Annotated in this window: 25 protein-coding genes and 1 pseudogene; 21 read left to right on the top strand and 5 right to left on the bottom strand. The window is 67.0% G+C overall.

The genetic code is table 11. From position 1 onward, the window contains the following. Positions 1-7: 7 nt before the first annotated feature. The 3 genes from ACGLHS_RS20015 to ACGLHS_RS20005 are packed head-to-tail and all read right to left on the bottom strand — an operon-like array spanning position 8 to position 4,334. Positions 8-3,118, bottom strand: coding sequence for a MexW/MexI family multidrug efflux RND transporter permease subunit (locus ACGLHS_RS20015; RefSeq protein ID WP_394482562.1), 3,111 nt, complete (start codon positions 3,116-3,118; stop codon positions 8-10). Continuing rightward, on the bottom strand, positions 3,115-4,215 hold the full coding sequence (locus ACGLHS_RS20010) for an efflux RND transporter periplasmic adaptor subunit (RefSeq protein ID WP_394482559.1): 1,101 nt from the start codon (positions 4,213-4,215) through the stop codon (positions 3,115-3,117). Before ACGLHS_RS20010 ends, ACGLHS_RS20015 begins: the two co-directional genes overlap by 4 nt. Continuing rightward, positions 4,212-4,334: a hypothetical protein gene (locus ACGLHS_RS20005; RefSeq protein WP_394482557.1), complete on the bottom strand. Its 123-nt coding sequence runs from the start codon at positions 4,332-4,334 to the stop codon at positions 4,212-4,214. The genes ACGLHS_RS20010 and ACGLHS_RS20005 overlap by 4 nt, the downstream gene beginning before the upstream one ends. A gap of 164 nt (positions 4,335-4,498) precedes the next feature. Here ACGLHS_RS20005 and ACGLHS_RS20000 point away from each other — a divergent pair, with 164 nt between their 5' ends. Beyond that, complete coding sequence (locus ACGLHS_RS20000) at positions 4,499-4,825, top strand: metalloregulator ArsR/SmtB family transcription factor (RefSeq protein ID WP_093243475.1); 327 nt, start codon at positions 4,499-4,501, stop codon at positions 4,823-4,825. A 49-nt stretch (positions 4,826-4,874) separates the two neighbouring features. On the opposite strand, the gene ACGLHS_RS19995 is transcribed toward ACGLHS_RS20000, so the two are convergent. Then, entirely contained in the window at positions 4,875-5,288 is a 414-nt protein-coding gene (locus ACGLHS_RS19995) for a DsrE family protein (RefSeq protein WP_093243116.1), read from the bottom strand. 99 nt (positions 5,289-5,387) lie between these two features. Here ACGLHS_RS19995 and ACGLHS_RS19990 point away from each other — a divergent pair, with 99 nt between their 5' ends. From ACGLHS_RS19990 to ACGLHS_RS19900, 19 genes are all read left to right on the top strand, one after another. Continuing rightward, the gene (locus ACGLHS_RS19990; RefSeq protein WP_394482554.1) at positions 5,388-6,347 is read left to right on the top strand and encodes an MBL fold metallo-hydrolase; all 960 of its coding nucleotides are present in this window, start codon (positions 5,388-5,390) and stop codon (positions 6,345-6,347) included. Continuing rightward, on the top strand, positions 6,344-6,817 hold the full coding sequence (locus ACGLHS_RS19985; RefSeq protein WP_394482552.1) for a hypothetical protein: 474 nt from the start codon (positions 6,344-6,346) through the stop codon (positions 6,815-6,817). Before ACGLHS_RS19990 ends, ACGLHS_RS19985 begins: the two co-directional genes overlap by 4 nt. Before the next feature lie 174 nt (positions 6,818-6,991). Beyond that, positions 6,992-7,288, top strand: coding sequence for a c-type cytochrome (locus ACGLHS_RS19980; RefSeq protein WP_394483514.1), 297 nt, complete (start codon positions 6,992-6,994; stop codon positions 7,286-7,288). Between the two features lie 19 nt (positions 7,289-7,307). After that, positions 7,308-8,666, top strand: coding sequence for a sulfite dehydrogenase (soxC, locus tag ACGLHS_RS19975; RefSeq protein WP_394482549.1), 1,359 nt, complete (start codon positions 7,308-7,310; stop codon positions 8,664-8,666). Further along, complete coding sequence (locus ACGLHS_RS19970; RefSeq protein ID WP_394482548.1) at positions 8,650-9,750, top strand: c-type cytochrome; 1,101 nt, start codon at positions 8,650-8,652, stop codon at positions 9,748-9,750. The genes soxC and ACGLHS_RS19970 overlap by 17 nt, the downstream gene beginning before the upstream one ends. Positions 9,751-9,800: 50 nt before the next feature. Then, positions 9,801-10,256 (top strand): thiosulfate oxidation carrier protein SoxY, encoded by a 456-nt coding sequence (soxY, locus tag ACGLHS_RS19965; RefSeq protein WP_394482547.1) that lies wholly within the window; start codon positions 9,801-9,803, stop codon positions 10,254-10,256. A gap of 71 nt (positions 10,257-10,327) precedes the next feature. Then, a complete protein-coding gene (gene soxZ, locus ACGLHS_RS19960) occupies positions 10,328-10,627 on the top strand; it encodes a thiosulfate oxidation carrier complex protein SoxZ (protein ID WP_093243124.1) in 300 nt (99 codons plus the stop codon). A 21-nt stretch (positions 10,628-10,648) separates the two neighbouring features. Beyond that, positions 10,649-11,452, top strand: a complete 804-nt coding sequence (gene soxA, locus ACGLHS_RS19955; protein ID WP_394482545.1) for a sulfur oxidation c-type cytochrome SoxA — start codon at positions 10,649-10,651, stop codon at positions 11,450-11,452. A gap of 15 nt (positions 11,453-11,467) precedes the next feature. Then, positions 11,468-12,133, top strand: coding sequence for a sulfur oxidation c-type cytochrome SoxX (soxX, locus tag ACGLHS_RS19950; RefSeq protein ID WP_394482542.1), 666 nt, complete (start codon positions 11,468-11,470; stop codon positions 12,131-12,133). Between the two features lie 22 nt (positions 12,134-12,155). After that, complete coding sequence (gene soxB, locus ACGLHS_RS19945) at positions 12,156-13,883, top strand: thiosulfohydrolase SoxB (RefSeq protein WP_394482540.1); 1,728 nt, start codon at positions 12,156-12,158, stop codon at positions 13,881-13,883. A 43-nt stretch (positions 13,884-13,926) separates the two neighbouring features. Then, positions 13,927-15,045, top strand: coding sequence for a YeeE/YedE family protein (locus tag ACGLHS_RS19940; RefSeq protein WP_394482537.1), 1,119 nt, complete (start codon positions 13,927-13,929; stop codon positions 15,043-15,045). Between the two features lie 141 nt (positions 15,046-15,186). Next, a complete protein-coding gene (locus tag ACGLHS_RS19935; protein WP_394482535.1) occupies positions 15,187-16,422 on the top strand; it encodes a hypothetical protein in 1,236 nt (411 codons plus the stop codon). Between the two features lie 221 nt (positions 16,423-16,643). After that, complete coding sequence (locus ACGLHS_RS19930) at positions 16,644-16,772, top strand: hypothetical protein (protein ID WP_256327381.1); 129 nt, start codon at positions 16,644-16,646, stop codon at positions 16,770-16,772. Then, a complete protein-coding gene (kdpF, locus tag ACGLHS_RS19925) occupies positions 16,769-16,867 on the top strand; it encodes a K(+)-transporting ATPase subunit F (protein WP_093243136.1) in 99 nt (32 codons plus the stop codon). Before ACGLHS_RS19930 ends, kdpF begins: the two co-directional genes overlap by 4 nt. A 1-nt stretch (position 16,868) precedes the next feature. Continuing rightward, the gene (gene kdpA, locus ACGLHS_RS19920; RefSeq protein ID WP_394482531.1) at positions 16,869-18,668 is read left to right on the top strand and encodes a potassium-transporting ATPase subunit KdpA; all 1,800 of its coding nucleotides are present in this window, start codon (positions 16,869-16,871) and stop codon (positions 18,666-18,668) included. 10 nt (positions 18,669-18,678) lie between these two features. Further along, positions 18,679-20,778 (top strand): potassium-transporting ATPase subunit KdpB, encoded by a 2,100-nt coding sequence (gene kdpB / locus ACGLHS_RS19915; RefSeq protein ID WP_093243140.1) that lies wholly within the window; start codon positions 18,679-18,681, stop codon positions 20,776-20,778. A 13-nt stretch (positions 20,779-20,791) separates the two neighbouring features. Beyond that, the gene (gene kdpC, locus ACGLHS_RS19910; protein ID WP_394482528.1) at positions 20,792-21,394 is read left to right on the top strand and encodes a potassium-transporting ATPase subunit KdpC; all 603 of its coding nucleotides are present in this window, start codon (positions 20,792-20,794) and stop codon (positions 21,392-21,394) included. Between the two features lie 14 nt (positions 21,395-21,408). Beyond that, positions 21,409-21,768 (top strand): hypothetical protein, encoded by a 360-nt coding sequence (locus tag ACGLHS_RS19905; RefSeq protein ID WP_394482526.1) that lies wholly within the window; start codon positions 21,409-21,411, stop codon positions 21,766-21,768. Next, positions 21,758-21,895: a hypothetical protein gene (locus tag ACGLHS_RS19900; RefSeq protein WP_176801170.1), complete on the top strand. Its 138-nt coding sequence runs from the start codon at positions 21,758-21,760 to the stop codon at positions 21,893-21,895. The genes ACGLHS_RS19905 and ACGLHS_RS19900 overlap by 11 nt, the downstream gene beginning before the upstream one ends. A gap of 54 nt (positions 21,896-21,949) precedes the next feature. Here the strand turns inward: ACGLHS_RS19900 and ACGLHS_RS19895 are convergent, their stop codons facing one another. After that, a complete protein-coding gene (locus ACGLHS_RS19895) occupies positions 21,950-23,356 on the bottom strand; it encodes an MFS transporter (RefSeq protein WP_394482523.1) in 1,407 nt (468 codons plus the stop codon). A gap of 132 nt (positions 23,357-23,488) precedes the next feature. On the opposite strand from ACGLHS_RS19895, the pseudogene ACGLHS_RS19890 reads away from it, so the two are divergent. Next, a pseudogene (locus ACGLHS_RS19890) lies at positions 23,489-24,611 on the top strand (two-component system sensor histidine kinase KdbD); the annotation flags it as partial.

The raw sequence follows: 24,611 nt of genomic DNA, 5'->3' as shown, positions 1-24,611 counted from the left end.
TTCGGTGTCAGGCGGGGTCGCCGGCCGGTTCGCTGGCCGGTTCGCGCGCCGCGAGCGCATCGAGTTCGGTGGCGCGCTGCGAGCGGCCCACCGTGCGGTGGTCGCGCGCCAGCAGCGTGTACATGGTGGGCAGCACGAACAGCGTGAACAGCGTGCCCACCAGCATGCCGACCACGATCACCAGGCCGATGCTGAAGCGGCTCGCCGCGCCCGCGCCACTGGCGAACAGCAGCGGCACCAGGCCCACCACCATCGCGGCGGTGGTCATCAGGATCGGGCGCAGCCGGATGCGCGCGGCCTGCTCGATGGCGGGGCGGCGTGCCAGGTTGTCGCGCTCCTGGATTTCGTTGGCAAACTCCACCATCAGGATGCCGTGCTTGCTGATGAGCCCGATCAACGTCACCAGCCCGATCTGCGTGTAGATGTTGATGGTGGCGAAGCCCATGGCCAGCGGCACCAGCGCGCCGCAGATCGACATCGGCACGCTGATCAGGATGATCAACGGGTCGCGCAGGCTTTCGTACTGCGCGGCCAGCACCAGGTAGATCACCACGATCGCGAACACGAAGGCCATCACCAGCGCCGAGCCCTCCTGCGTGAACTGCCGCGCATCCGATTGCCAGTCGAAGCTGAAGCCGGCCGGCAGCTTCTTCGCTTCGCCGCTCAGGAAGGCCACCGCGTCGCCCATGGTCACGCCCGGCATCGGAATGGCCTGGAAGGTTGCGGCGTTGAGCTGGTTGAACTGCGTGAGCTTGTTCGGCCCGACGCTGGTCGACAGCGACACCAGGTTGGCCAGCGGCACTGGCTCGCCGCTCGCGCTCTTCACGAAGTAGCGCGAGAGCGCCTCGGCCGACAGGCGCAGGTCGCGCGGCGATTGCGGAATCACGTCGTACGAGCGGCCGTCCATGCCGAAGCGGTTGACGTAGTTCTCGCCCACCAGCACCGCCAGCGTGTCGCCGATGGCCTTCATGGTCACGCCCATGCTGTTGGCCTTGGCGCGGTCCACGCGCACTTCGGTCACCGGGTTGTTGAACTCCAGGTCGCTGTCGACCACGGCGAACTTGCCGCTCTCGCGCGCTGCCTTCTTCAGCGCCTCCATGGCCTCGAACACGGTGCGGTGGTCGCCCGCGCTGCGGATCACCATCTGCACCGGCAGCCCGCCGGTCGAGCCCGGCAGCGAGGGCAACTGGAACGCGAAGACGCTGCTGCCCTCGACCTCGTTCATGCCGCCCTGCACCTCGCCCTGGATCTGGTCGGCGCTGCGCTTGCGGTCTTTCCAGTCCGACAGCTGCACGCCGCCGATGCTGTTCGACACACCGTCCGAGCCGTTGATGAGCCAGCGGCCGGTGTTCTCGGGCAGCGCGGCGAGCACTTCGTCCCACTTCTTGCCGAACTTCTCGACGTAGTCGATGTTGGCGTGCTGCGGCGACTTGATGACGGTCAGCACCATCGCCTGGTCTTCACCGGGCGCCAACTCGCGCTGTGCGGCGTTGTACAGAAAGGGCAGGCTCACCAGCACCGCCGCCGCCAGCAGGCCCGTCACCCAGCGGTGATGCAGCGACACGTCGAGCAGCCGGCCGTAAGCGGTGGCGAGCTTGTGGAAGAAGGCTTCGGCAATGCGGGCCACGCGGCCCGCGCTGGCGTCCTGCGGCAACAGGAAGGAAGCCATCACCGGCGACAGCGTGAGCGCGATCACACCCGACACCACCACCGCGCCCGCAAGCGTGAAGGCGAACTCCTTGAACAGCGACCCCGTGAGGCCGCCCATGAGGCCGATGGGCGCATACACCGCGGCCAGCGTGAGCGTCATCGCGATCACCGGGCCGGCCACTTCGCGCGCGCCGATCAATGCGGCCTGCACGCGCGACTTGCCTTCCTCGATGTGGCGGTGCACGTTCTCCACCACCACGATGGCATCGTCCACCACCAGCCCGATGGCCAGCACCATCGCCAGCAAGGTCAGCAGGTTGATGCTGAAGCCGAAGAGCAGCATCAATGCCGCCGCGCCCAGCATCGACAGCGGAATCGTCACCACCGGAATGAGCACCGCGCGCATCGAGCCCAGGCACAGGAAGATCACCACCACCACGATGGCGATGGCCTCGAGCAGCGTCTTCTGCACTTCGTCGATCGAGGCCTCGATGAAGCGCGCCAGCTCGAAGGGCAGTTGCACGTCCACGCCCGGCGGCAGGTTCTGCTTGATGCCCGGCAGCAGGTCGCGGATGCGCTTCACGATCACCAGCGGGTTGCCGTTGGGCGCTGCCTGCAGGCCCAGGTAGATGGCCTTGTCGCCGTCCATCGTCGCGCTGCTGTCGGCGCTGGCCGCGCCCAGCTCGACGGTGGCCACGTCGCCCAGGCGCACGATGGCGTCGCCGTTGCGCTTGACGACCATGTCGCGGAACTCCGCCACGCTCACCAGGTCGGTGTTGACGCGGATGTTCGACACCACGTACAGGCCCTTCACCTGCCCCGGCGCGGCCTGCACGTTGTTCTGCCGCAGCGCGTCGGCCAGCTCGCCCGCCGAGATGCCGCGCGCGGCCATGCGGTTGGGGTCGAGCCACACGCGCATCGCCAGCGTCTGGCCGCCCGACACTTCCACGCCCGACACGCCGGGAATGGACGCGAACTGCGGTTGCACCACGCGCGAGAGGTAATCGGTGAGCGCCGGCACCGGCATCGTCTTGCTCGAGAAACCGACGTAGGCCACGGCGGTGGCCTCGCCTGACGACTTGAGGATCACCGGATCGAAGGCCTCGGCCGGCAGCCGGTACTTGACCTGGCTGACCTGGGCCATCGCCTGCGTGAGCGCCTGGTTGGCGTCGGCGTTGAGCTTCATGCGCACGCTGATGACGCTGCGGCCGAGCGTGGAAGACGACGAGAGGTAATCGACGTTCTCGATGGTCGCCACCGCCTGCGCGATCGGCTGCGTGACGAAGCCCTGCATCAGCTCCGGCGAGGCGCCGGGGTACTGCGTGGTGATGGTGAGCGTGGTGCTCTCGGTCAGCGGGTATTGCCGCACCGGCAGGTCGCCCAGCGCGCGGGCGCCGAGCAGCAGGATCAGCGTGCTGACCACCAGCGCCAGCACGGGCCGGCGCACGAAGAGGTCGGTGAACTTCATGACCGGGGCTCCTGCAGGGCGAGCGTGTCTTTCTCGCCCGGTGCCACGGCGGCGCCGCTGTACAGGCGCAGCTGGCCCGAGGTGACGACCTTCTCGCCGGCCTTCAGGCCTTGCTCGATGACGACCAACCCGTCCTGCCGGTCGCCGGCCTTCACGAACACCTGCTGCGCCGTGAAGCCGCCCTTGTCGCCGGGGCGCACCACGAAGACCGAGTCGCCGTGCGTGCTGTAGGTGATGGCTGTTTCGGGCACGGTGATCGCGTCGGTGCGTGCCGGCAGCGCGACGCGGCCGTTGACGAACATGCCGGGCGTGAGCGCGCCATCGGCGTTGTCGACCGTGGCCTGCAGGCGCACGGTGCGCGTGTCGCTGCCGATCTGCGGCTCGATGGTGCTGAGCTTGGCCTGGAACACGCGGCCCGGATAGGCATCGACCGTCAATGAGACGGCCTGCTGGCGCTTGAGGACCGGCAGCGCAGTTTCGGGCAGCGTGAGGTTCGCGAACAGCGTGCGGGCATCGGTGAGCGACACCAGCGCATCGCCGGCCCGCACGAACTGGCCGAGGTTGACCTTGCGGATGCCGAGCACGCCATCGAACGGTGCCTTGATGCGCTTCTGCTCGACCAGTGCCTGCACCCGCCGCAGGTCGCCGCTGGCCTGGTCGAAGGCGGCCTGCGCCTGTTCGAGCTGCTCCTGCGTGGCCGCCTGCTGCGGCACCAACCGGCGCGTGCGGTCGAGCAAGGCCTTGGCGTTCGCGCGCTGCGCGGTCAGGCGCTCGATGTCGCCCTGCTCGGGCGCGTCGTTGAGCTGCACGAGCAATTGCCCGGCATGCACCTGGCCGCCGGGCGTGAACAGGATCTTGGCGATCCGGCCTTCCACTTCGGCCGGCACCTCGACCTGCCGGTTGGCTTCGAGCGTGCCGATGCCGCTGAGAAAGCGCGCCATCTCCGTAGGCTTCGCGATGGCCACCGCGACCTTGGACGGCGGCCTGCCGTCATGGCTGTCGGCGGGTTTGGACTTTGCCGTGAGCGCGTAGCCCGCGCCTCCCACGACCACTGCTGCGAGACCGGCCCCGAGCCAGGCCCTTGATTGTTTGTTCATGCGCACTCCGGCGTTTTATCAAAGAAAGTGCTTTGATTATTAAATCGGTGCGAAAGGCTGTCGAGAAAGACGTGGCAATGCCCGCGATAGGCGAGGGCTATCCCTTGAATGCTGTGCATGCTGAGTTCTCCTGGTGGTTGGACGGGGGAATCCCGCTGACCAAGAGACGGCCGGGCCTGCCGGCTTGTGACACACAGCCGCAAAAAGACACCACGCACGGGCCGTGCATCGCCCGTGGCACAGGCCCGATGTACATTGCGGCCTGCTCATGAACCTTTTCAGCATGGCCACCAAACCCCGCAAGAAGTCCACGGCCATCACCGAGGACGAGGTCTTCGACATTGCCGCGGACCTGTTCCGGGCCATGGCCGCGCCGATGCGGCTGAAGATCGTGAGCCAGCTGTGCAACGGCGAGAAGAACGTCAGCGAACTGCTGGCCGAGATCGACACCACGCAGCCCAACATGTCGCAGCACCTGAACACGCTCTACCAGGCGGGCGTGCTGGCGCGACGCCGCGAAGGCGTGAGCATCTACTACAGCATCGCGAACGAGACCGTGGTGGCGCTGTGCCGCAGCATCTGCGTGCAGATCGCCATCGAGCAGGAGTAGTCGGCGGCGCTCGCCGCCAGGCGCTTTGCCAGAAGCGCCGACCGCAGCCTCAGGGCTTCAGGTAGACGTAGCCTTCCTTGGCCTGCAGCCGCGCGACCTCGGCCACGCCCGAGGGCACGACCTTGGTTTCCATCAGCAGCTTGCCCGGGTCGATGTTGCGCGTGGTCAATGTGTTGTTGCACACCTTGAACTCCACGCCGCGCGCGGCCAACGCACTCACCGGGCCGCTGAACTCGCGGCCCTTGCTGTCTTTCGCATCCGTCAGAAGAAAGTCGATGCCGGGGCCGTGCGTCACAACCACGATCTTCACCTTCGGGTCGGCATTGAGATGGTTGGTGATGTTGGCGAGCACCGCCGCGCTGGTCTCGATGCCGGTGTTGACGTGATAGACCACCTTGACCTCCTGCGCGCCCGCGAACGGAGCGACCAAGGCGAGCAGGAAGGCGATGAATGCGTGTCTCATGGGGAAACCCTCTGGATGTTGTCGTTGTTCGCAAAATATCATCTTCTGCTTATATGTACAGCCGGGCAAGCCCGCAGGCCCGGCAGGAGACAACACACGATGGTCCCGGTTTTTCTTCGATGCAGGCAGGCTGCGAAAGCGCTGCTGCTGGCGGCCGCTTCGCTCGCCACCGCGAATGCGCTTGCCGTGCCGGACATCCAGCCGGTGAACGTGGCGCCCGATGTCTACTACGTGCAGGGCATCTCGGCGCTGGGCTCCACCGAGAACCAGAACTTCATCTCCAACGCCGGCTTCGTCGTCACGCGCGACAGCGTGGTGATGATCGACGCGCTGGGCTCGCCCGCCGTGGCCGAGCGCGTGATGGCACAGATCCGCAAGATCACCCCCAAGCCGATCAGCCACGTGATCCTCACGCACTACCACGCGGACCACGTCTACGGCCTGCAGGTGTTCAAGGCGCTGGGCGCGCAGGTGATCGCGCACACGCTTGGCAAGGCGTACCTCAATTCGGACACGGCGCGCCTGCGGCTCGAAGCCTCGCGCAAGGACATCGCGCCGTGGATCGACGACAAGACGCGGCTCGTGCCCGCCGATGTGTGGCTCGACGGCCCCACCGAGATGACCATCGGCGGCACGCGCTTCGTCATCCAGCCGGCGGGCCCGGCCCACACGCCCGAAGACCTGGCCATCTACCTGCCGCAGCAGAAAGTGCTGTTCGCGGGCGACATCGTGTTCCGCAACCGCATTCCGTACGTGGGCACGGCCGACAGCCGCCACTGGATCGCATCGCTCGACGCGCTGCTGGCGCTCGACGCCCGCACCATCGTGCCGGGCCACGGGCCGGCCTCCGATGAACCGAAGAAAGACCTGCAGCAGACGCGCGACTACCTCGTCTTTCTTCGCGCCGCGATGAAGAAGGCCGCGACCGACATGACGCCGTTCGACGAAGCCTATGCCGCGACCGATTGGTCGCGCTTCGAGTCGCTGCCGCTGTTCAAGGTCGCCAACCGCATGAACGCCTACAACACCTATCTGCTGATGGAACAGGAGGCGCGATGAGCCGCGGCGACACCACGCGCCGCCAACTCGTTGCGAGCCTCGCCGTGCTGTGCGTTGCGCCGATGGTTGGTGCCGCAGAGGTTGAACTGCCCGCGCCGGCTTCGCTGGCCGAGTCACTTGCGATGGCGCTCGCGAAGTCGCAGCCGCTGGTCGTCATGGTGAGCCTGCAGGGCTGCCCCTTCTGCAAGGTCGTGCGCGAAAACTATCTCGTGCCTGAGCATGCAACGGGCCTGCCGGTGGTGCAGATCGACTTTCGCGACCAGCGCATCGTGCGCGACTTCGACGGCACGCCGCGCACGCACGATGCACTCATCAAGTCATGGCACATCAGCGTTGCACCGACGGTGCTCTTCTTCGGGCGCAACGGCCGCGAGGTTGCCGAGCGCCTGGCCGGCGGCGCATCGGACTTCTATGGCGCGTACCTCGAAGCACGTTTGCAGCAGGCGCGCGCCGCAACGCGAGGCTCATGAAGCCGGCGTTATGCATGACGAAACCGAGCGGGTTTCCCCCAAGCATGAAGGGCTTCCCTTGTGCGCGATCACTCCTAAAATCAATACATAACGATTTGCTTATTTAACGATGAAACCGGCAGCTCCTGCACGCGTTTCGAGGAGACCGAATTGAAGTTGTCGCCGTCGCTCGCCGTGGCAGTCTCAGCCGCTGCATTGCTGCTCTCGTCCCAGGTTCATGCCAGCAAGGAACTCGCCCAGAAGAACGCCTGCCTGGCCTGCCACGCGATCGACAAGAAGCTCGTGGGCCCGGCCTACATCGACGTGTCGAAGAAATACGCGGGCCAGGCCGATGCATTGGCCGTGCTCACGGCCAGCATCCAGAAGGGCAGCAGCGGCAAGTGGGGCGCGGTGCCGATGCCCGGCCAGCCCGCATTGAGCGAGGCCGATACCAAGGCGCTGGCCGCCTGGGTGTTGGGCGGCGCGAAGTAACCCACGCAAGGCGGCGCGCATGGGCACACGCATCCAGCAGCAACCCGGCCAGGTGCGCAAGGCGCCGGAAAACTTCGTCGACACCGACGGCGTGCGCACGGTCTTCGCAGAAGCCCGGGGCGGGCGCCGCGACTTCATCCGCAATGCCTTCGCTGCCGCAGTGGCGGGCACGGCCGCTTCGACAGCGCTTGCGCAGGGCAGCACCGCCGATGGCGACCCGGCCATTCTTCAACTGCCGGCGCACAGCACGGGGCTCGGCCAGCCGGTGGTCACCGATGGCTACGGCAAGCCGTCGAAGTACGAAGCCAATGTGCAGCGCCGGCAAAGCCCGGGGCTCACGCCGACCGCGCAGGCCTCGGTGTCTTTTGCGCCGCTGCAGTCGCTGTTCGGCATCGTCACGCCGAGCGGCCTGCACTTCGAGCGGCACCACCAGGGCTGGTGGGACATCGATCCGTCGAAGCACCGCCTGATGATCAACGGCATGGTGAAGGCGGCGAAGGTCTTCACGCTCGACGAGCTGATGCGCCTGCCTTCGGTCTCGCGCTTTCACTTCATCGAATGCGGCGCCAACACCGGCATGGAGTGGGGCAACGTCGCGGTGCCCACGGCCCAGTACACGCACGGCATGCTGTCGTGCAGCGAGTTCACCGGCGTGCCGCTCATCACTTTGCTGGAGATGGCCGGTGCCGACCTGAAGGGCGAGCGCTTCGTGCTGGCCGAAGGCGCCGATGGCTCGTCGATGACGCGCACCATTCCCATGAGCCTCATCCGTTCGGGCGAGGTGCTGGTGGCCTATGGGCAGAACGGCGAGATGCTGCGGCCCGAGCAGGGCTACCCGCTGCGGCTGGTGGTGCCCGGTGTGCAGGGCGTGAGCTGGATCAAGTACCTGCGCCGCATCGAGCTGGGCGACCAGCCCTACGGCACCAAGGACGAGACGGTGCACTACGTCGACCTCATGCCCGACGGCCAGCACCGCCAGTACACCAGCATCCAGGAATGCAAGAGCGTGGTCACCACGCCTTCGGGCGGGCAGATGCTGCTCGACAAGGGCTTCTACAACATCACCGGCCTCGCATGGTCGGGGCGCGGCAAGGTCAAGCGCGTGGACGTGAGCGTGGACGGCGGGCGCAACTGGCGCACCGCGCGGCTCGAATCGCCGGTGCTGTCGAAGTGCCTCACGCGCTTCAACATCGACTGGGTGTGGGACGGTACGCCCGCCATCATCCAGAGCCGCGCGATGGACGACACCGGCTACGTGCAGCCCAGCTACAGGCAACTGCGCGCGGTGCGCGGCACGCGCTCGATCTATCACAACAACGCGATCCAGTCGTGGCAGGTGCAGCCGAGCGGGGAGGTGGCCAATGTCCAGCTCAGCTGAACGCGTTGCGCCACGAACCTTGCGGGCCCTGATGGCGCTGGCCGCCTGCAGCGTGTGCGTTGCCACGTGGGCGCAACCGAAGGCCGCGGCCTACCCCGGTATCGGCCGCGACGCCACGCCGAAGGAAGTGGCCGCGTGGGACATCGACGTGCGCCCCGACTTCAAGGGCCTGCCACCCGGCTCGGGCTCGGTCACGCGCGGGCAGGACGTGTGGGAGAGCAAGTGCGCGTCGTGCCACGGCGTGTTCGGTGAATCGAACCAGGTGTTCAGCCCGATCGTCGGCGGCACCACGGCGGACGACATCAAGACCGGCCACGTCGCGCGCTTGAAAGACCCGGCCTTTCCGGGCCGCACGACGCTGATGAAGGTGTCGAGCCTGTCGACGGTCTGGGACTACGTGTACCGCGCGATGCCGTGGAACCAGCCCAAGTCGCTGACGCCGGACGACGTCTACGCCGTCACGGCCTACATCCTGAATCTGGGCGGCATCGTGCCCGACGACTTCACGCTGTCCGACAAGAACATCCGCGAGGTGCAGGCCCGCATGCCCAACCGCAACGGCGCGACCACCGCGCACGCGATGTGGCCGGGCACCGAGTTCGGCCGCGCCGCCAAGCCCGACGTGGCGGCGGTGGCCTGCATGCACGACTGCGTGCCGGGAGAGCAGAAGGTCGCCCAGCTGCCGCCGCATGCGCGCGGCAGCCACGGCAACCTGGCCGACCAGAACCGGCTGGTCGGCGCGCAGCACGGCATCGAGACCGCGCCGCCTGCCGCCAAGGCCGCCGCGCCGCAAGCCGCCGCTGCATCGAAGGTGCCCACCGCGCTGCTCGAGAAGAACAGTTGCACGGCCTGCCACGGCATGACGCAAAAGCTCGTCGGCCCTGCCTTCTCGGACATCGCGAAGAAGTACCCGGGCCAGGCCGACCACCTGCTGCAGAAGATCAAGGCCGGTGGCTCCGGCGTGTGGGGCGCGATCCCGATGCCGCCGCAGACCATCGCCGACGACGAGGCCAAGGCCATCGCACGCTGGCTCGCCGAAAGCGCGGCGCCCTCCGCATCTGCGGCGCCTGAGGGCAAGCCATGACACGCAGGCCGCCCGCCCGGCCTACCATCGATTCGACAGGAGACAACCCCATGAAAAACCGCAGACAGATCCTCGCGCAGTCCGCCGCCCTCGCGGGCGTGGTGGCCACTGCCGGCTGGCTTCCCGCCACGGCGCTCGCCTATTCGAAAGACGCCTTCGAGGCCAAGAGCGTGGCCGATGCACTGAAGGCCGTGGGCGCCGGCGCACCCACCGAGAGCAAGGATGTCACCATCACCGGCCCCGACATCGCCGAGAACGGCGCCGTGGTGCCATTGAGCGTGGCCACCACGCTGGGCGGCGTCAAGCAGCTGATGCTGCTGGTCGAGAAGAACCCGAACGCCGTGGTCGCGATCTTCAACACGTCGGAGTTCGTCGAGCCGAACTTCACCACGCGCGCCAAGCTGGGCCAGTCGTCGGACGTGTATGCCATCGCGATCATGAACGACGGCAAGGCCTTCTTCGCGAAGAAGGAAGTGAAGGTCACGCTCGGCGGCTGCGGCGGCTGAAGACGCAGGCACTTTCCGCGCGGCAGCACCCCACGACAACAACAAGGAGACACACCATGGCAGCAGATCCCATGCGCATCCGTGCCCAGGCTTCGGGCGACAAGACAACCGTGCGCATTCTCATGGCGCATGAAATGGAAACCGGCCAGCGCAAGGACGCCGCCGGCAAGATCATCCCCGCGTGGTTCATCCAGGAGGTGACGGCCTCGCTCAACGGCAAGACCGTGCTCACGGCCGACTGGGGCCCGGCGGTGTCGAAGAACCCCTTCATGCAGTTCACGCTCAAGGGCGCGAAGGCCGGCGACAAGATCTCCGTGACCTGGAAAGACAACCGCGGCGAAACGCGCACCGACGAAGCCACCGTCAGCTAGCCCCGAAGAAGAGGCAGCCCCATGAGAACGACCACATGCCTGAGCCTGCTGGTGCTGGCAGGCTGCATTCCGCTGCATGCCACGGCGCAGAAAAGCGCCGCCGAAGGCATCGCCGAATACCGCGCGCTGCTGCAGGACGGCAACCCCGCCGAGCTGTTCGAAGCCAAGGGCGAAGACCTCTGGAAGCAGAAGCGCGGCCCCAAGGCCGCGTCGATGGAGAAGTGCGACCTGGGCAAGGGGCCGGGCGTGGTCAAGGGCGCCTTTGCGGAACTGCCGCGCTACTTCCCCGACACCGGCCGCGTGCAGGACATGGAATCGCGCCTGCTCACCTGCATGGAAACGCTTCAGGGCTTCGATGCGGCGGCCATCGCGAAGACGCCTTTCGGCACCGGAGAGCAGAAGAACATCGAAGGGCTGGTGGCATGGATCTCAGCCGAGTCGAAGGGCATGCCGCTGAACCTGCCGCAATCGCATGCGAGCGAGCGGCGCGCCTACGAAGTGGGCAAGCGCCTCTTCTTCCTGCGTGCCGGCCCGCACGACTTTGCCTGCGCCACCTGCCACGGCGCGGACGGCAAGCGCATCCGCCTGCAGGACCTGCCCAACCTCACCAAGAACCCCGGCGCCGGTGAAGGCTTCGGCGCGTGGCCGGCCTACCGCGTGTCGTCGGGCGAGTTGTGGGGCATGCAGCGGCGGCTCAACGACTGCTTCCGCCAGCAGCGCTTTCCGTACCCGGGCTATGCGAGCGACGTGACCGTGGCGCTGGCCGTGTACATGGGCGTCAACGGCAAGGGCGGGAAAACCACCGCGCCGGCCATCAAGCGCTGAAGGAGCCGGCACACCATGAACACCGATCACCTCTTTGGCATGGCCGCCGTGGCCTGCGCGCTCACCGTGTTCGGTTGCGCGTCCGTCGACAGCGCGGCCGACCTCGACAAGCTCACCGCCCAGGCATTGCAGCGCTCCTTCCGCGACCAGGGCATCGCCAAGGTCGACCGGCTGGTGCAAGACCCGGCCAACCTCGCCTGCAGCGAAGCCGATGCCAGCGGCAAGCCGCTCGACGAGAAGACCGCGAAGGACATCGAAGCCGCCAACATGAAAACCATCCGCTGGCCTGCCGATGGCAAGTTCATCGGCGACTGGCGCGAAGGCGAGAAGCTCGCGCAGAACGGGCGCGGCCTGACCTGGACCGACCCTGCGCCCACGGCCACCGCGTCGGTCAACGGCGGCAATTGCTACAACTGCCACCAGATATCGAAGGAAGAAATCTCCTTCGGCACGCTCGGCCCCAGCCTCTATCACTACGGCAAGCTGCGCGGCGTGAGCGATCCGGCCAGCGCGGCGGCCAAGCCCATCGTCGAATACACCTGGGGCAAGCTGTGGAACGCGCGCGCCTACAACGCTTGCTCGAACATGCCACGCGTCGGCCACGCCGGCATCCTCGACGAGAAGCAGATCCGCGACGTGATGGGCCTGCTGCTCGACCCCCAGTCTCCCGTCAACCGCTGACCGCACGGCGCTCATTTTTTCCATGAATCTTTCCAAGCGCGAGTTCGTCCAGATGCTCGGGGCCGGCGCCGTGGCCGGCATGGGCCTCGGCCGCTGCGGCACTGCCGACGCGGCCGCCGGCCTCGACAGCATGTATGCGCTGCCGCGCTTCGGCAACGTGTCGATGCTGCACATGACCGATTGCCATGCGCAGCTCAAGCCGCTGTACTTTCGCGAGCCCGGCGTGAACATCGGCGTGGGCAACATGCGCGGCAAGGTGCCGCACTTGGTGGGCGAGCACCTGCTCAAGGCCGCGGGCGTGCCGCCCGGCACGCGCATGGCGCATGCGCTCACGTACCTCGACTTCGACAAGGCCGCGCAACGCTACGGCAAGGTCGGCGGCTTCGCGCACCTGGCCACGCTGGTCAAGCAACTCAAGGCCAGCCGGCCCGGCGCGCTGCTGCTCGATGGCGGCGACACCTGGCAGGGCTCGGCCACCTCGCTGTGGACGCAGGCGCAGGACATGGTCGATGCCTGCAAGCTGCTCGGCGTCGATGTCATGACGGGGCACTGGGAGTTCACCTACGGCATGGAGCGGGTGCAGCAGATCATCGAGAAAGACTTCGCCGGCAAGATCGAATTCGTCGCGCAGAACGTCAAGACCGCCGACTTCGGCGACCCGGTGTTCAAGCCCTATGTGATGCGCGAGATCAACGGCGTGCCATGCGCCATCGTCGGCCAGGCCTTTCCGTACACGCCCATCGCCAACCCGCGCTACATGGTGGCCGACTGGACCTTCGGCATCCAGGACGACAACCTGCAGCGCGTGGTGAACGAGGCGCGTGCCAAGGGCGCGCAGGTGGTGGTGGTGCTCTCGCACAACGGCATGGACGTCGACCTGAAGATGGCCAGCCGCGTGACCGGCATCGACGCCATCCTCGGCGGCCACACGCACGACGGCACGCCGATGCCCACACTGGTGAGCAACGCGGGCGGCAAGACCATCGTGGTCAATGGCGGCTCCAACGGCAAGTTTCTCGGCGTGATCGACTTCGACGTCAAGGGCAAGAAGGTCAGCGACTTCCGCTACCGGCTGCTGCCGGTGTTCTCCGACCTGATCCCGGCCGACAAGGAAATGGATGCGCTCATCACGCGCATCCGCGCACCGTATGAAGCGAAGCTCTCGGAAACGCTCGCCCACACCGACGGCACGCTGTACCGGCGCGGCAACTTCAACGGCACCGGCGACCAGTTGCTGCTCGACGCGCTGATGGAAGTGCAAGACGCCCCCATCGCCTTTTCGCCCGGCTTCCGCTGGGGCACCTCGCTGCTGCCGGGCCAACCCATCACGCGCGAATGGCTGATGGACATGACGGCCACCACCTACTCGTATGCGACCGTGACGCAGATGACCGGCGAGACGCTCAAGACCGTGCTCGAAGACGTCTGCGACAACCTCTTCAACCCCGACCCCTACTACCAGCAGGGCGGCGACATGGTGCGCGTGGGCGGGCTGCAGTACACCTGCGACCCGACCGCAGGCATGGGCCAGCGCATCCAGGACATGCGCCTGGGCGGCAAGCCCATCGAAGCGAGCCGCACCTACAAGGTCGCGGGCTGGGCGCCGGTGAGCGAAGAAGCGCGCACGGCCGGCAACAAGCCGGTGTGGGAAGTGATCGAGCCGTGGCTGAAGTCGCGCAAGGTGATCTCCACGCGCCGGCTCGACGAACCCGTGCTGAAGAACGTCGCACCGAATCCCGGCCTGAGCTGAATCGAACCGGCGCCGCCGCGGGGCCGCTCCCTAGAATCGCGGCATGTCCATCGAGCAGGTTTCTCTTCTCACGTCGCTCGCACTCGTGGCTGCCTTCGTGCTGTCGGCGGTGTTCGGCGCCGTGGCGCGGTCCACGCGCTTTTGCACCATGGGCGCGATCAGCGACGTGGTGAACCTGGGCGACTGGACGCGCGTGAAGCAATGGGCCGCTGCCGGCGGCATCGCGCTGATCGGTTTCTCTGCGCTGGTCTTTGCCGGGCTGGTCGATCCGAACCAGACGCTGTATGCGTCGAACCGCATCCTCTGGCTGGCGGCACTTGTCGGCGGCCTTCTGTTCGGCGCGGGCATGGTGCTGTCTTCGGGTTGCGGCAACAAGACGCTGGTGCGCCTGGGCGGCGGCAGCCTGAAGGCGCTGGTGGTGCTGCTGGTGATGGGCGTGTCGGCCTTCGCCACGCTCAAGGGCATCACCGCCGTGCTGCGCGTGGCCACCGTGGACAAGGTGCATGTCGACATGGCGACCAACGCATCGCTGCCCGACGTGCTGGCGGCGGCGCTGCAGGTGCATGGCCCGTCGCTGCGCCTTCTCATCGGCCTGGTCGTCGGCGGTGCGCTGATCGCATGGGCTGCGTGGGGCCGTCGCGATACACGCGACGTGCGCAGCCTTGTCGGCGGATTGCTGATCGGGCTGCTGGTCGTGGCAGCGTGGTGGCTCAGTGGCCACTGGGCCGTGGTCGACGAGCATCCGCTGACGCTGGAGCATGTCTTCCTGGCCACCAACTCCGGCCGCGCCGAGGCGCTGAGCTTCGTCACGCCGGTGGCCTATGCGCTCGACTGGCTGCTGTTCTACAGCGACGCCAACAAGCTGCTGACCCTGGGCATCGCGTCGGTGGCCGGCGTGGTGGTGGGCGCTGCGGTGCATGCGCTGTGGTCGCGCGAATTTCGCTGGGAAGGTTTTGCCGGCACCGGCGACCTTGCGCACCACATGGCGGGTGGCGTGCTGATGGGTATCGGTGGCGTCACGGCCATGGGCTGCACCATCGGGCAGGGGCTGAGCGCTTTTTCCACCTTGAGCATCGCAAGTCTGCCGGCCATCGTCGGCATCGTCGTCGGCGCGGTGGCGAGCCTGAAGTACCAGGCGTGGCAGCTTCAGCGGGAATCTTGATCGCTTTGCACGATTTGTTTGGCACGCGTGGGTGGTTGCCGCATCGACGGATCGCCGCTGTTGAGATACGCTTTTTTCGGCCCCGGCAAAGAAGCTGGTAGTCGTTAAACAAGCTATTAAAAAACGGGACGGGAGGTCCTCTTGGCGCGCGACAGTTTCTTCTCACGCATCCAGTCCTGGTTCAGCGGAAGCTTCCACGGACGGTACCTAGCCTACATCCTGGCCGAGATCGGCAAGCACCACCCGCGGATCATCCGGGACTTGATCTGCACAAGCTGTGGTCTGGCGGCGCGTTCGCTGCCCAATCCCGTCTTCGTTCCCGAGTACACCTTTCAGGGGCGCATGGGTTTGCGGCGAGCCGACATGGCGGTCTTTGCCAATCGGGACGACGAAGAGCCCATCGTTCTGGTGGAGATCAAATACCGCGACAAGCTCATCCCGGCCGACGGCGTCAGGCCGGCACAGCTCAGCGATTACGAGCACTGGTGCGCATCGGTGGGCGAGCGTCGTTGTTTGGTCCTGAGCCGCGAGACCCTGCCGTCGAACGGTGTCTGCACCATGACGTGGACACAGGCTGCACGGGTGCTTCGCCGCCGGGAGAAAGATTCGGATCTGGTCAAGGCACTCATCGAGCATCTGAAGGAGGAAGGCATCGTCATGCAGAACATCAAAACCAAGCCACTGATCGGCTTTTTCAAGCGACTTCTGTGTGCGCCGAATGGTTCGGGGGTCCTAGCGGGAAATCTCGAAGGGCCACAAGACTTTGCGCGGCTGCTCGGCAACGTCAAGCTGCTCTCGGCGCGGTTCAATGCGGACTTCAAGGCGGCTTGGCGGCAAGCAGGAGAGAAGCACAACAAGGCCGACGATCCGGCCGGAACAAAAGATGCGACGATCAATTTCACCGTGAGCCCTCGCCTGGACACTGCACTCAAATCCTCGAAGCTGATGGCTGCGGATGGCAGCATCAATCCGAAAGCGCTCAACGGCGGTTCGGTATTGGTATGGGCGCGCCACTCGCTAGGCAGTGGCAATGGCTGGCTGCGAGTGGGCTATGGCTTTCGCATCGAGATCGACAAGAGCGTCAATCATGAGAAGGCGCATCTGCCGAAAACATACTTCCGGGTTTGGGCAACCGGCCACGAGTTTTCGGGCGAGAGCATGATTTTTTCGGAGGAAAAGCTCAGCTCCTTCGAGCTGATCAGCAGCAAGGCTGAAGACGCTGTCGATAAGCTCGACACACTGGCCGGCAAGCACCTGCACGCTGCGCTCACAAAGCTCAAGAAGACGCCCAGAAAGTTGACGCCCAAGCAAAAAACGGCCGTCGGCCTGCTGATCAAATCGATCGGGAAAAAACAACCGGTTGCTGCCAGCCAATAAGGCGCTCGGCAACCGGCCCGTCGAAACATTCGGCGGCAAAGCGGAATCATCATCGGTCGACGGATTCGCGTGTCCCGGGCGGGGCGCCGCACGGTGTGCGTTGGAATCACTGAGTCCGTACCCGTTTTTACGCTTTCTTTACGCCCACCCACCGACTCTTTCCCCCGGTTTTACGCACGACTGCCGAGACTGAAGCCTGTCTTGTTTTGCAGGAGTGATGTATGGACATCGTCTGGATGGGCGCCTTGTTGGCGCTGTGGGTCGTGGTGGCGGCCATGGTCGTCGGGCTGAACCGGCTCGAGGGACCGAACCCGTCGAAAACCGCTGTTGGCGATGGAGAAGCATCGTGATCAGCCTCGAAGTTCTTTATGGGTTCGGCGCGTTGATCGCCGTGATCCTGTTCGCCTACCTCGTGTTCGCGCTGATCTGCGCGGAGGAATTCTGAAATGACTTCCTCCGCCTGGGGCCTGTTGGCCTTTTTTCTGGCCGCGCTGCTGGTGCTGGCCTGGCCTGTCGGCAAGTTCCTTGCCGCGCTGTGCAACGAGCGCGTGCCGCGCTGGATGCAGCGCGTCGAGTCGCCGCTCTACAAGATCGCCGGCACCCAGCCGGAGCAGTCGATGCACTGGCTGCGCTACGCGCTCGCGCTGCTGGCCTTCAATGCCATCGGCGCCATCTTTCTTTACGCCCTGCAACGCGTGCAGGGCTGGTTGCCGCTGAACCCCGCAGGCATGACGGCCGTGTCGCCCGACTCGGCCTTCAACACCGCGGTGAGCTTCGTCGCCAACACCAACTGGCAGGGCTATGCCGGCGAGTCGACCATGAGCTATCTGACGCAGATGCTCGGTCTGACGGTGCAGAACTTCCTCTCGGCCGCCACCGGCATCGCGGTGGCCTTCGCACTGGTGCGCGGCTTTGCGCGCCGGGGTGACGGCAAGGGCCTGGTCGGCAACTTCTGGGCCGACGTCACGCGCATCACGCTGTGGGTGTTGGTGCCGCTGTCGTTCGTGCTCGCGCTGTTCCTCGCGGGGCAGGGCGTGATCCAGAACTTCGACGACTACAAGACCGTGAACACGGTCGAGACCACCGCCTTCCAGCAACCGAAGAACGGCGCCGACGGCCAGCCGCTGAAGGACGACAAGGGCCAGCCGGTGATGGAAGACGCCACCACCAAGACGCAGGTGCTGGCCATGGGCCCGGTGGCTTCGCAAGAGGCGATCAAGATGCTCGGCACCAACGGTGGCGGCTTCTTCAATGCCAACTCGGCGCATCCGTACGAGAACCCGACCGCGTTGGCCAACCTGCTGGAAATGCTCGCGATCTTCGTGATCCCGGCGGCACTGTGCTTCACCTTCGGCCGCGTGGTCGGCGACATGCGCCAGGGCTGGGCCGTGCTGGCCGCCATGACGATCATGTTCGTGATCGCGGTGGTGGTCATTACGCCTGCCGAGCAGGCCGGCAACCCGCTGCTGACCTCGCTGGGCGTCGACCAGGTGTCGAGCGCGCTGCAGACCGGCGGCAACATGGAGGGCAAGGAAGTGCGCTTCGGCATCGACGCCACCTCGCTGTTTGCCGCGGTGACCACTGCTGCTTCGTGCGGTGCGGTCAATGCGATGCATGACTCGCTCACGCCGCTGGGCGGCATGGTGCCGATGGTGCTGATGCAACTCGGCGAAGTGGTGTTCGGCGGCGTGGGCTCGGGCCTGTACGGCATGCTGATCTTCGCGATGCTCGCCGTGTTCATCGCCGGCCTGATGATCGGCCGCACACCCGAGTACCTCGGCAAGAAGATCGAGGTGCGCGAGATGAAGCTGATCTCCATCGCCATCCTGGTCACGCCGATCCTGGTGCTGGCGGGAACCGCGGTGGCGGTGGTCGCGGGTGCCGGCAAGGCCGGCATTGCGAACCCCGGTGCGCACGGCTTCTCGGAAATCCTCTATGCGTTGACCTCGGCCGCCAACAACAACGGCAGCGCCTTCGCGGGCCTGTCGGCCAACACGCCCTTCTACAACGGCCTGCTCGGGCTGGCCATGTGGCTCGGCCGCTTCGCGATGATCGTGCCGGTGCTGGCCATTGCCGGCGCGCTGGCCGCCAAGAAGCGCCTGCCCGTCACCGGCGGCACGCTGCCCACGCACGGCCCGTTGTTCGTCTCTTTGCTGATCGGCACCGTGCTGCTGGTCGGCTTGCTCAACTACGTGCCGGCGCTGGCCCTCGGGCCGATCGTCGAACACCTGGTGCTCTGGAAATAAGGAGCCCACCATGACTGTCAACACCAAAACTTCTCTCTCGCTGTTCGATGCAGCGCTGGTCAAGCCCGCCCTGTGGGGCGCCTTCGCCAAGCTGAACCCGCGCACCCAGTGGCGCAACCCGGTGATGTTCATCGTCTACATCGGCAGCATCCTGACGACGCTGCTCTGGGTGCACGCGATGAACTTCCCGGGCGACACCGGCATGAAGCCGGCCTTCGTGCTGGCCGTGACCATCTGGCTGTGGTTCACCGTGCTGTTCGCCAACTTCGCCGAAGCCCTGGCCGAAGGCCGCAGCAAGGCGCAGGCCGCGTCGCTGCGCGGCCTGCGCAAGGACACCTGGGCCAAGAAGCTGACGGAGCCGCATCACGGCGGCCAGTGGCTGCCCGAGCAGGCGCCCAACCTGCGCAAGGGCGACGTCGTGCTGGTCGAGACCGGCGACGTGATCCCGCTCGACGGCGAAGTCATCGAAGGCGTGGCCTCGGTCGACGAAAGCGCCATCACCGGCGAATCGGCACCCGTGGTGCGCGAATCGGGCGGCGACTTCTCGGCCGTGACCGGCGGCACCCGCGTGCTGTCCGACTGGCTGGTGGTGCGCATCTCGGTGAACCCGGGCGAGTCTTTCCTCGATCGCATGATCGGCATGGTCGAAGCCGCCAAGCGCCAGAAGACGCCGAACGAGATCGCGCTGACCATCCTGCTGGTGGCGCTCACGCTGGTGTTCCTGATGGTCACCGTCACGCTGCTGCCGTTCTCGGTGTTCAGCGTGGAGGCTGCCGGTGCGGGCACCGTGGTGTCGCTCACCGCACTGGTGGCGCTGCTGGTGTGCCTGATCCCGACCACCATCGGCGGCCTGCTCTCGGCCGTGGGCGTGGCCGGCATGAGCCGCATGATGCAGGCCAACGTGATCGCCACGTCGGGCCGCGCGGTGGAAGCCGCCGGCGACGTCGACGTGCTGCTGCTCGACAAGACCGGCACCATCACGCACGGCAACCGCCAGGCCACGGCCTTCCTGCCGGCGCCCGGCGTCCCCAAGGCCCGGCTGGCACGCGCCGCGATGTTCGCCTCGCTGGCCGACGAAACGCCCGAGGGCCGCAGCATCGTCGAGCTGGCGCGCCGCGACGGCCTGGACGCGACGGCCGTCGAAGGTGCCCGCTTCGTGCCCTTCACCGCGCAGACCCGCATGAGCGGTGTCGACCTGCCGGCCGCGCCGAACAGCCTGGACACCGACGCCATCCTGCTGCGCAAGGGCGCGGTCGATGCGATCCGCCGGCATGTGGAGTCGCTCGGCGGCGCGATGCCCGCCGAGATGCTGCGCGCCGCCGAGGAAACGGCCCGCCGCGGCAGCACGCCGCTGGCCGTGGCCGAAGGCGACCGCGTGCTCGGCGTGGTCGAGCTGAAGGACATCGTCAAGACCGACATCAAGGAGCGCTTTGCCGAGCTGCGCCGCATGGGCATCAAGACGGTGATGATCACCGGCGACAACAAGCTCACCGCGGCTGCCATCGCGGCCGAGGCCGGCGTCGACGACTTCCTGGCCGAAGCGACTCCCGAAGACAAGCTCGCATTGATCCGCAAGTACCAGGCCGAAGGCCGCCTGGTCGCCATGACCGGCGACGGCACCAACGACGCCCCGGCGCTCGCACAGGCCGACGTGGCCGTGGCCATGGGCAGCGGCACGCAGGCCGCGAAGGAGGCCGGCAACATGGTCGACCTCGACTCCAACCCGACCAAGTTGCTCGAGGTGGTGGAAACCGGCAAGGCGCTGCTCATGACGCGCGGCTCGCTCACCACCTTCTCGATCGCGAACGACGTGGCGAAGTACTTCGCGATCATTCCCGCGATCTTCGTGTCGACCTATCCGCAGCTCGGTGCGCTCAACGTGATGCGGCTCGCCAGCCCTTCGTCGGCCATCCTGAGCGCGGTGATCTTCAACGCGCTGGTCATCGTGTTCCTGATTCCGCTCGCGCTCAAGGGCGTGCGCTACCGGCCGGTGGGCGCGGCTTCGCTGCTGCGCCGCAACCTCGCCATCTACGGCCTGGGCGGCTTGCTCGTTCCTTTCATCGGCATCAAGTTGATCGACTGGCTGCTCGTGGCCGTCCATCTCGTCTGAGGAGCTCTTCATCATGAAAAACAACAACGGCAGCATCTTTCGCCCCGCGCTCGTGCTCTTCGTGCTGCTGAGCGCGATCACCGGGCTGATCTATCCGGCGGTCGTCACCGGTGCCGCGAAGGCGGTGTTTCCGGCGCAGGCGGCCGGCAGCCTGATCGTGCTCGACGGCACGACCGTGGGCTCCAAGCTCATCGGCCAGAACTTCAGCGACCCGAAGCACTTCTGGGGCCGCCCATCGGCCACTTCGCCGCAGCCCTACAACGCCAGCGCCTCGGGGGGCTCGAACCAAGGCCCGCTGAACCCCGCGCTGACCGATGCGGTCAAAGGCCGCGTCGAGGCCCTGCGTGCGGCCGACCCGGGCAACACCGCACCGGTGCCGGTCGACCTCGTCACGGCATCGGCCAGCGGGCTCGACCCGGACATCAGCCCCGCCGCCGCGCAATACCAGGCGGCACGCGTTGCGCGCGTGCGCGGCGTGCCGGTCGAACAGATCAACACGCTGATCGCGCAGAACACGCAGCGCCCGTTGCTGGGCTTGCTGGGTGAGTCGCGCGTCAACGTGCTCGCATTGAATCTCGCGCTCGACGCAACCCCTGCTTCGACAACCGCGCGTTGAGGAGAAAACAAACCATGGCCTATGCCGCTTACCGAGAACACCCTGGCGTCTTGCGCACCGCGCACGCCGCGATGAACAAGACGAGCCCGTTCTACGTGCTCGACGTCACCGTCTGCTGTGCCGACGCCCTGCGCGTGCGCCGCAGCATCGCCGGCTGCGCCGACGCGGGTGTGGTGCGCTGCGAGCCGCTGTTGCACGCCTGCAGCACGCAGGAAAGCGATGCGCCCTGCGTGCGCCTGATGATCCGCCTGCCGATCACCAGCTACGCGGACGTGCTGCACCGCCTGATCGAATGCGTGCCTTCGGGCGAAATCGGCCGGCTCGTGAGCTGGCGCGAGCACCTCGCACGCTGCGGCCTGCGCCATGGTCACTGACCTGCTCCTTGCCTTGCTGGCCATGGCGGCACTGTTCGTGCCGCTGGGCTTTGCCTGGTTCGTGCTGTCGCGCACGGCCCGGCGCCATCACCACCGTTCGCGTGGCAAGGATGGTCCGGCGCGCTGAGAGGCGCGCCGTTTTCCCATGTTGCGGGCCAACCCCTTAGTCGACGCCACCGGGTCAGGCCGGCTGCGTGCGCGCCATGCGCCACGCCAGGGCCGCGCAGGCCAACTGGACCGCAGCGCCTGCGAACATCGCGAGCCGCAGTCCGTCGGCACCGCCGTGCACCAGCGCGTAGAGCGCGCCCAGCATCGCGACCCCGAGCGTGGCGCCCGCGATGCGTGCGACGTTGATCAACGCCGACGCCGTGCCCGAGCGCGCGGCATCGACTGCACCGACCGCCACGCCCATCAGCGGCCCGGTGGCGAAGCCCATGCCGATGCCCGTCAACACCAGCCCCGCTTCGGCCAGCACGATCGATGCGAAGGGCGCACCGGTTCCGATCAGGACCAGCCCGCAGCCGATGATCGCCACGCCGCCGCAGGTCGTGGTGCGCGCGCCGAACCGCGTGGTCGGCCTGCCGCTGAACGGCGAGACCGCCACGAACACCAGCGACATCGGGATCAATGCAAGGCCGGCCTGCGTGGCGTCGAGCGTTCCGGTGCCCAGCCATGTGAGCGGCACCAGGAACAGCGTGCCGTACATGCCGAAGGTCATGCCGATGGTGGCGACCATCGCGCTGCGGAACGCGTGAATGCCGAAGAGGTCGAGTGGCACCAGCGCCGCGGCGCCTTTGCGGTGCTCGATGCGAAGGAACAGCGCGAAGGCGACCACGGCCATTGCCAGCGCAGCGGCGGCCAGTGCGGGTGCGTCGTGCGATTGAATGGCGGCGAAAGCCAGACCGCCCAACGCGAGCGCACCGAAGACCTGTGCCGCCATGTCGAGGCTGCGCCCCTTGGGGTCCGACGATTCGGGGATCGACCGCAGCGCCAACAGCAATGCCGCCCCGCTCAGCGGAATCACCGCGAGAAAGATGCTGCGCCACCCGAAGTTATGAATCAGTGCGCCACCCAGCGGTGCGCCAATGGCCATGGCCAACCCGTTGCACGCGGCCCAGATGCCCAACGCCCGGCCGCGCTCGGCGCTGTCTTGCCACACCACGCGGATGATCGCGAGCGACGCGGGCATCAGCAGCGCCGCGCCCAGGCCCGCCAGTGCGCGGCCGGCGATCAGCATCCAGACCGACGTCGAGAGCGCGCACAGCAGCGTGGCGCCGGTGAAGACCGCTGCGCCCGTCATGAAGATGCGGCGCCGGCCATACAGGTCGGCCAGCAGGCCGCCGGTGAGCAGCAGCACCGCATAGACCAGGTTGTAGCTGTCCACCACCCACTGCAGCGCGATGACGCTCGCGGAGAAGTATTCACCGATGGGCCGCGTGCCGAGATTGACCACCGCCATGTCGACCTGCGCGACCAGGACCGCCAGGCACAGCGTGACCAGCGCGAGCCCGCGATGCCTGCCTGTATCGCGGCCGCCGTGGGTGGATGGCGAAAGAACCGGACGGGCGGAAGAAGAGGGGCTGTTCATGGTGTCGTGTCTGCTTTCCAAGCTTCAGACAGTTCATTCTGGCGAGCAGGAAATTCGCCGCTTCGCCCGCGAGCGAAGCGTTCGATGCACCCCTGGCGCCCGTGCCACCCGATGCGATAACCTGCGTTGCCGATGAACGAGATGCTCCGCCCCGACCCCGATGCCCTGATCGCGCAACTGCGCAGCGATGAGGCGCGCGCGCAGCGCGGCAAGCTGCGCATCTACTTCGGCGCCAGCGCCGGCGTGGGAAAAACCTGGGCCATGCTCAGCGCCGCCCAGCGCGAACGCGCCACCGGCCGCGACGTGCTCATCGGCGTGATCGAAACCCACGGCCGCAGCGAAACCGCCGCGCTGCTCGCGGGCCTCGACGCGCTGCCGATGCGCGAGCTGGACTACCGGGGCCGCACGCTCGCCGAGTTCGACCTCGACGCCGCGTTGGCGCGCAAGCCCGCCGTGCTGCTGGTCGATGAACTCGCCCACACCAACGCGCCCGGCTCGCGCCACACCAAGCGCTGGCAAGACGTGCAGGAGCTGCTGGCCGCCGGCATCGAGGTGTGGTCGGCGCTCAACGTGCAGCACCTGGAAAGCCTCAACGGCACGGTCGGTGCCATCACCGGCGTGCGCGTGCACGAGACCGTGCCCGACACCGTGCTCGACGAGGCCGACGAAGTGGTGCTGGTCGACGTCACGCCCGACGAACTCACCGCCCGGCTCGCGGCCGGCAAGGTCTACCTGCCGCAGCAGGCCGAGCGCGCGGCGCAGAACTTCTTTCGCAAGGGCAACCTGATCGCGCTGCGCGAGATCGCCCTTCGCCGCACCGCCGAGCACGTGGAAGACGACGTGCGCGGCTGGCGCGTCGAGCAGTCGGGCGTGGGCGGCAATGGCCGTGGCTTGCAGGCGTGGAACACCTCGGGCGCGATCCTCGCGTGCGTCGGCCCGCATGAAGGCGCGGCGCAAACGGTACGCACGGCGGCGCGCCTGGCAGGCCAGCTCAACGTGCGATGGCATGCGGTGTATGTCGAAACGCCCCGCCTGCAACGGCTGGCCGCCACCGAGCGCGACCGCATCCTCGCCGTGCTCAAGCTGGCCGAAGAACTGGGCGCGGCCACGGCCGTGCTCACGGGTTCCGACGTGGCGGAGCAGCTGGCCGAACAGGCGCGCCGGCTCAACTGCGCGACGCTGGTGCTGGGGCGCTCCGAGCCGGCCGCCGGCTGGCGCCGCTGGTGGCCCGCGCGCGCGCTGCCGCTGTCGCGTG

The sequence above is a fragment of the Variovorax sp. VaC1 genome, assembly GCF_043658315.1.
Classification (GTDB): domain Bacteria; phylum Pseudomonadota; class Gammaproteobacteria; order Burkholderiales; family Burkholderiaceae_C; genus Variovorax.
Note: the sequence above shows the minus strand (reverse complement) of the source record. Positions and strands in the feature narration are given on the sequence as shown.

What these genes read in the sequence shown, in the direction of transcription:
- ACGLHS_RS20015 (WP_394482562.1), bottom strand. Translation starts at nt 3,118, where the DNA reads ATGAAGTTCACCGACCTCTTCGTGCGCCGGCCCGTGCTGGCGCTGGTG.
- ACGLHS_RS20010 (WP_394482559.1), bottom strand. Translation starts at nt 4,215, where the DNA reads ATGAACAAACAATCAAGGGCCTGGCTCGGGGCCGGTCTCGCAGCAGTG.
- ACGLHS_RS20005 (WP_394482557.1), bottom strand. Translation starts at nt 4,334, where the DNA reads ATGCACAGCATTCAAGGGATAGCCCTCGCCTATCGCGGGCATTGCCAC.
- ACGLHS_RS20000 (WP_093243475.1), top strand. Translation starts at nt 4,499, where the DNA reads ATGGCCACCAAACCCCGCAAGAAGTCCACGGCCATCACCGAGGACGAG.
- ACGLHS_RS19995 (WP_093243116.1), bottom strand. Translation starts at nt 5,288, where the DNA reads ATGAGACACGCATTCATCGCCTTCCTGCTCGCCTTGGTCGCTCCGTTC.
- ACGLHS_RS19990 (WP_394482554.1), top strand. Translation starts at nt 5,388, where the DNA reads ATGGTCCCGGTTTTTCTTCGATGCAGGCAGGCTGCGAAAGCGCTGCTG.
- ACGLHS_RS19985 (WP_394482552.1), top strand. Translation starts at nt 6,344, where the DNA reads ATGAGCCGCGGCGACACCACGCGCCGCCAACTCGTTGCGAGCCTCGCC.
- soxC (WP_394482549.1), top strand. Translation starts at nt 7,308, where the DNA reads ATGGGCACACGCATCCAGCAGCAACCCGGCCAGGTGCGCAAGGCGCCG.
- ACGLHS_RS19970 (WP_394482548.1), top strand. Translation starts at nt 8,650, where the DNA reads ATGTCCAGCTCAGCTGAACGCGTTGCGCCACGAACCTTGCGGGCCCTG.
- soxY (WP_394482547.1), top strand. Translation starts at nt 9,801, where the DNA reads ATGAAAAACCGCAGACAGATCCTCGCGCAGTCCGCCGCCCTCGCGGGC.
- soxZ (WP_093243124.1), top strand. Translation starts at nt 10,328, where the DNA reads ATGCGCATCCGTGCCCAGGCTTCGGGCGACAAGACAACCGTGCGCATT.
- soxA (WP_394482545.1), top strand. Translation starts at nt 10,649, where the DNA reads ATGAGAACGACCACATGCCTGAGCCTGCTGGTGCTGGCAGGCTGCATT.
- soxX (WP_394482542.1), top strand. Translation starts at nt 11,468, where the DNA reads ATGAACACCGATCACCTCTTTGGCATGGCCGCCGTGGCCTGCGCGCTC.
- soxB (WP_394482540.1), top strand. Translation starts at nt 12,156, where the DNA reads ATGAATCTTTCCAAGCGCGAGTTCGTCCAGATGCTCGGGGCCGGCGCC.
- ACGLHS_RS19940 (WP_394482537.1), top strand. Translation starts at nt 13,927, where the DNA reads ATGTCCATCGAGCAGGTTTCTCTTCTCACGTCGCTCGCACTCGTGGCT.
- ACGLHS_RS19930 (WP_256327381.1), top strand. Translation starts at nt 16,644, where the DNA reads ATGGACATCGTCTGGATGGGCGCCTTGTTGGCGCTGTGGGTCGTGGTG.
- kdpA (WP_394482531.1), top strand. Translation starts at nt 16,869, where the DNA reads ATGACTTCCTCCGCCTGGGGCCTGTTGGCCTTTTTTCTGGCCGCGCTG.
- kdpB (WP_093243140.1), top strand. Translation starts at nt 18,679, where the DNA reads ATGACTGTCAACACCAAAACTTCTCTCTCGCTGTTCGATGCAGCGCTG.
- kdpC (WP_394482528.1), top strand. Translation starts at nt 20,792, where the DNA reads ATGAAAAACAACAACGGCAGCATCTTTCGCCCCGCGCTCGTGCTCTTC.
- ACGLHS_RS19905 (WP_394482526.1), top strand. Translation starts at nt 21,409, where the DNA reads ATGGCCTATGCCGCTTACCGAGAACACCCTGGCGTCTTGCGCACCGCG.
- ACGLHS_RS19900 (WP_176801170.1), top strand. Translation starts at nt 21,758, where the DNA reads ATGGTCACTGACCTGCTCCTTGCCTTGCTGGCCATGGCGGCACTGTTC.
- ACGLHS_RS19895 (WP_394482523.1), bottom strand. Translation starts at nt 23,356, where the DNA reads ATGAACAGCCCCTCTTCTTCCGCCCGTCCGGTTCTTTCGCCATCCACC.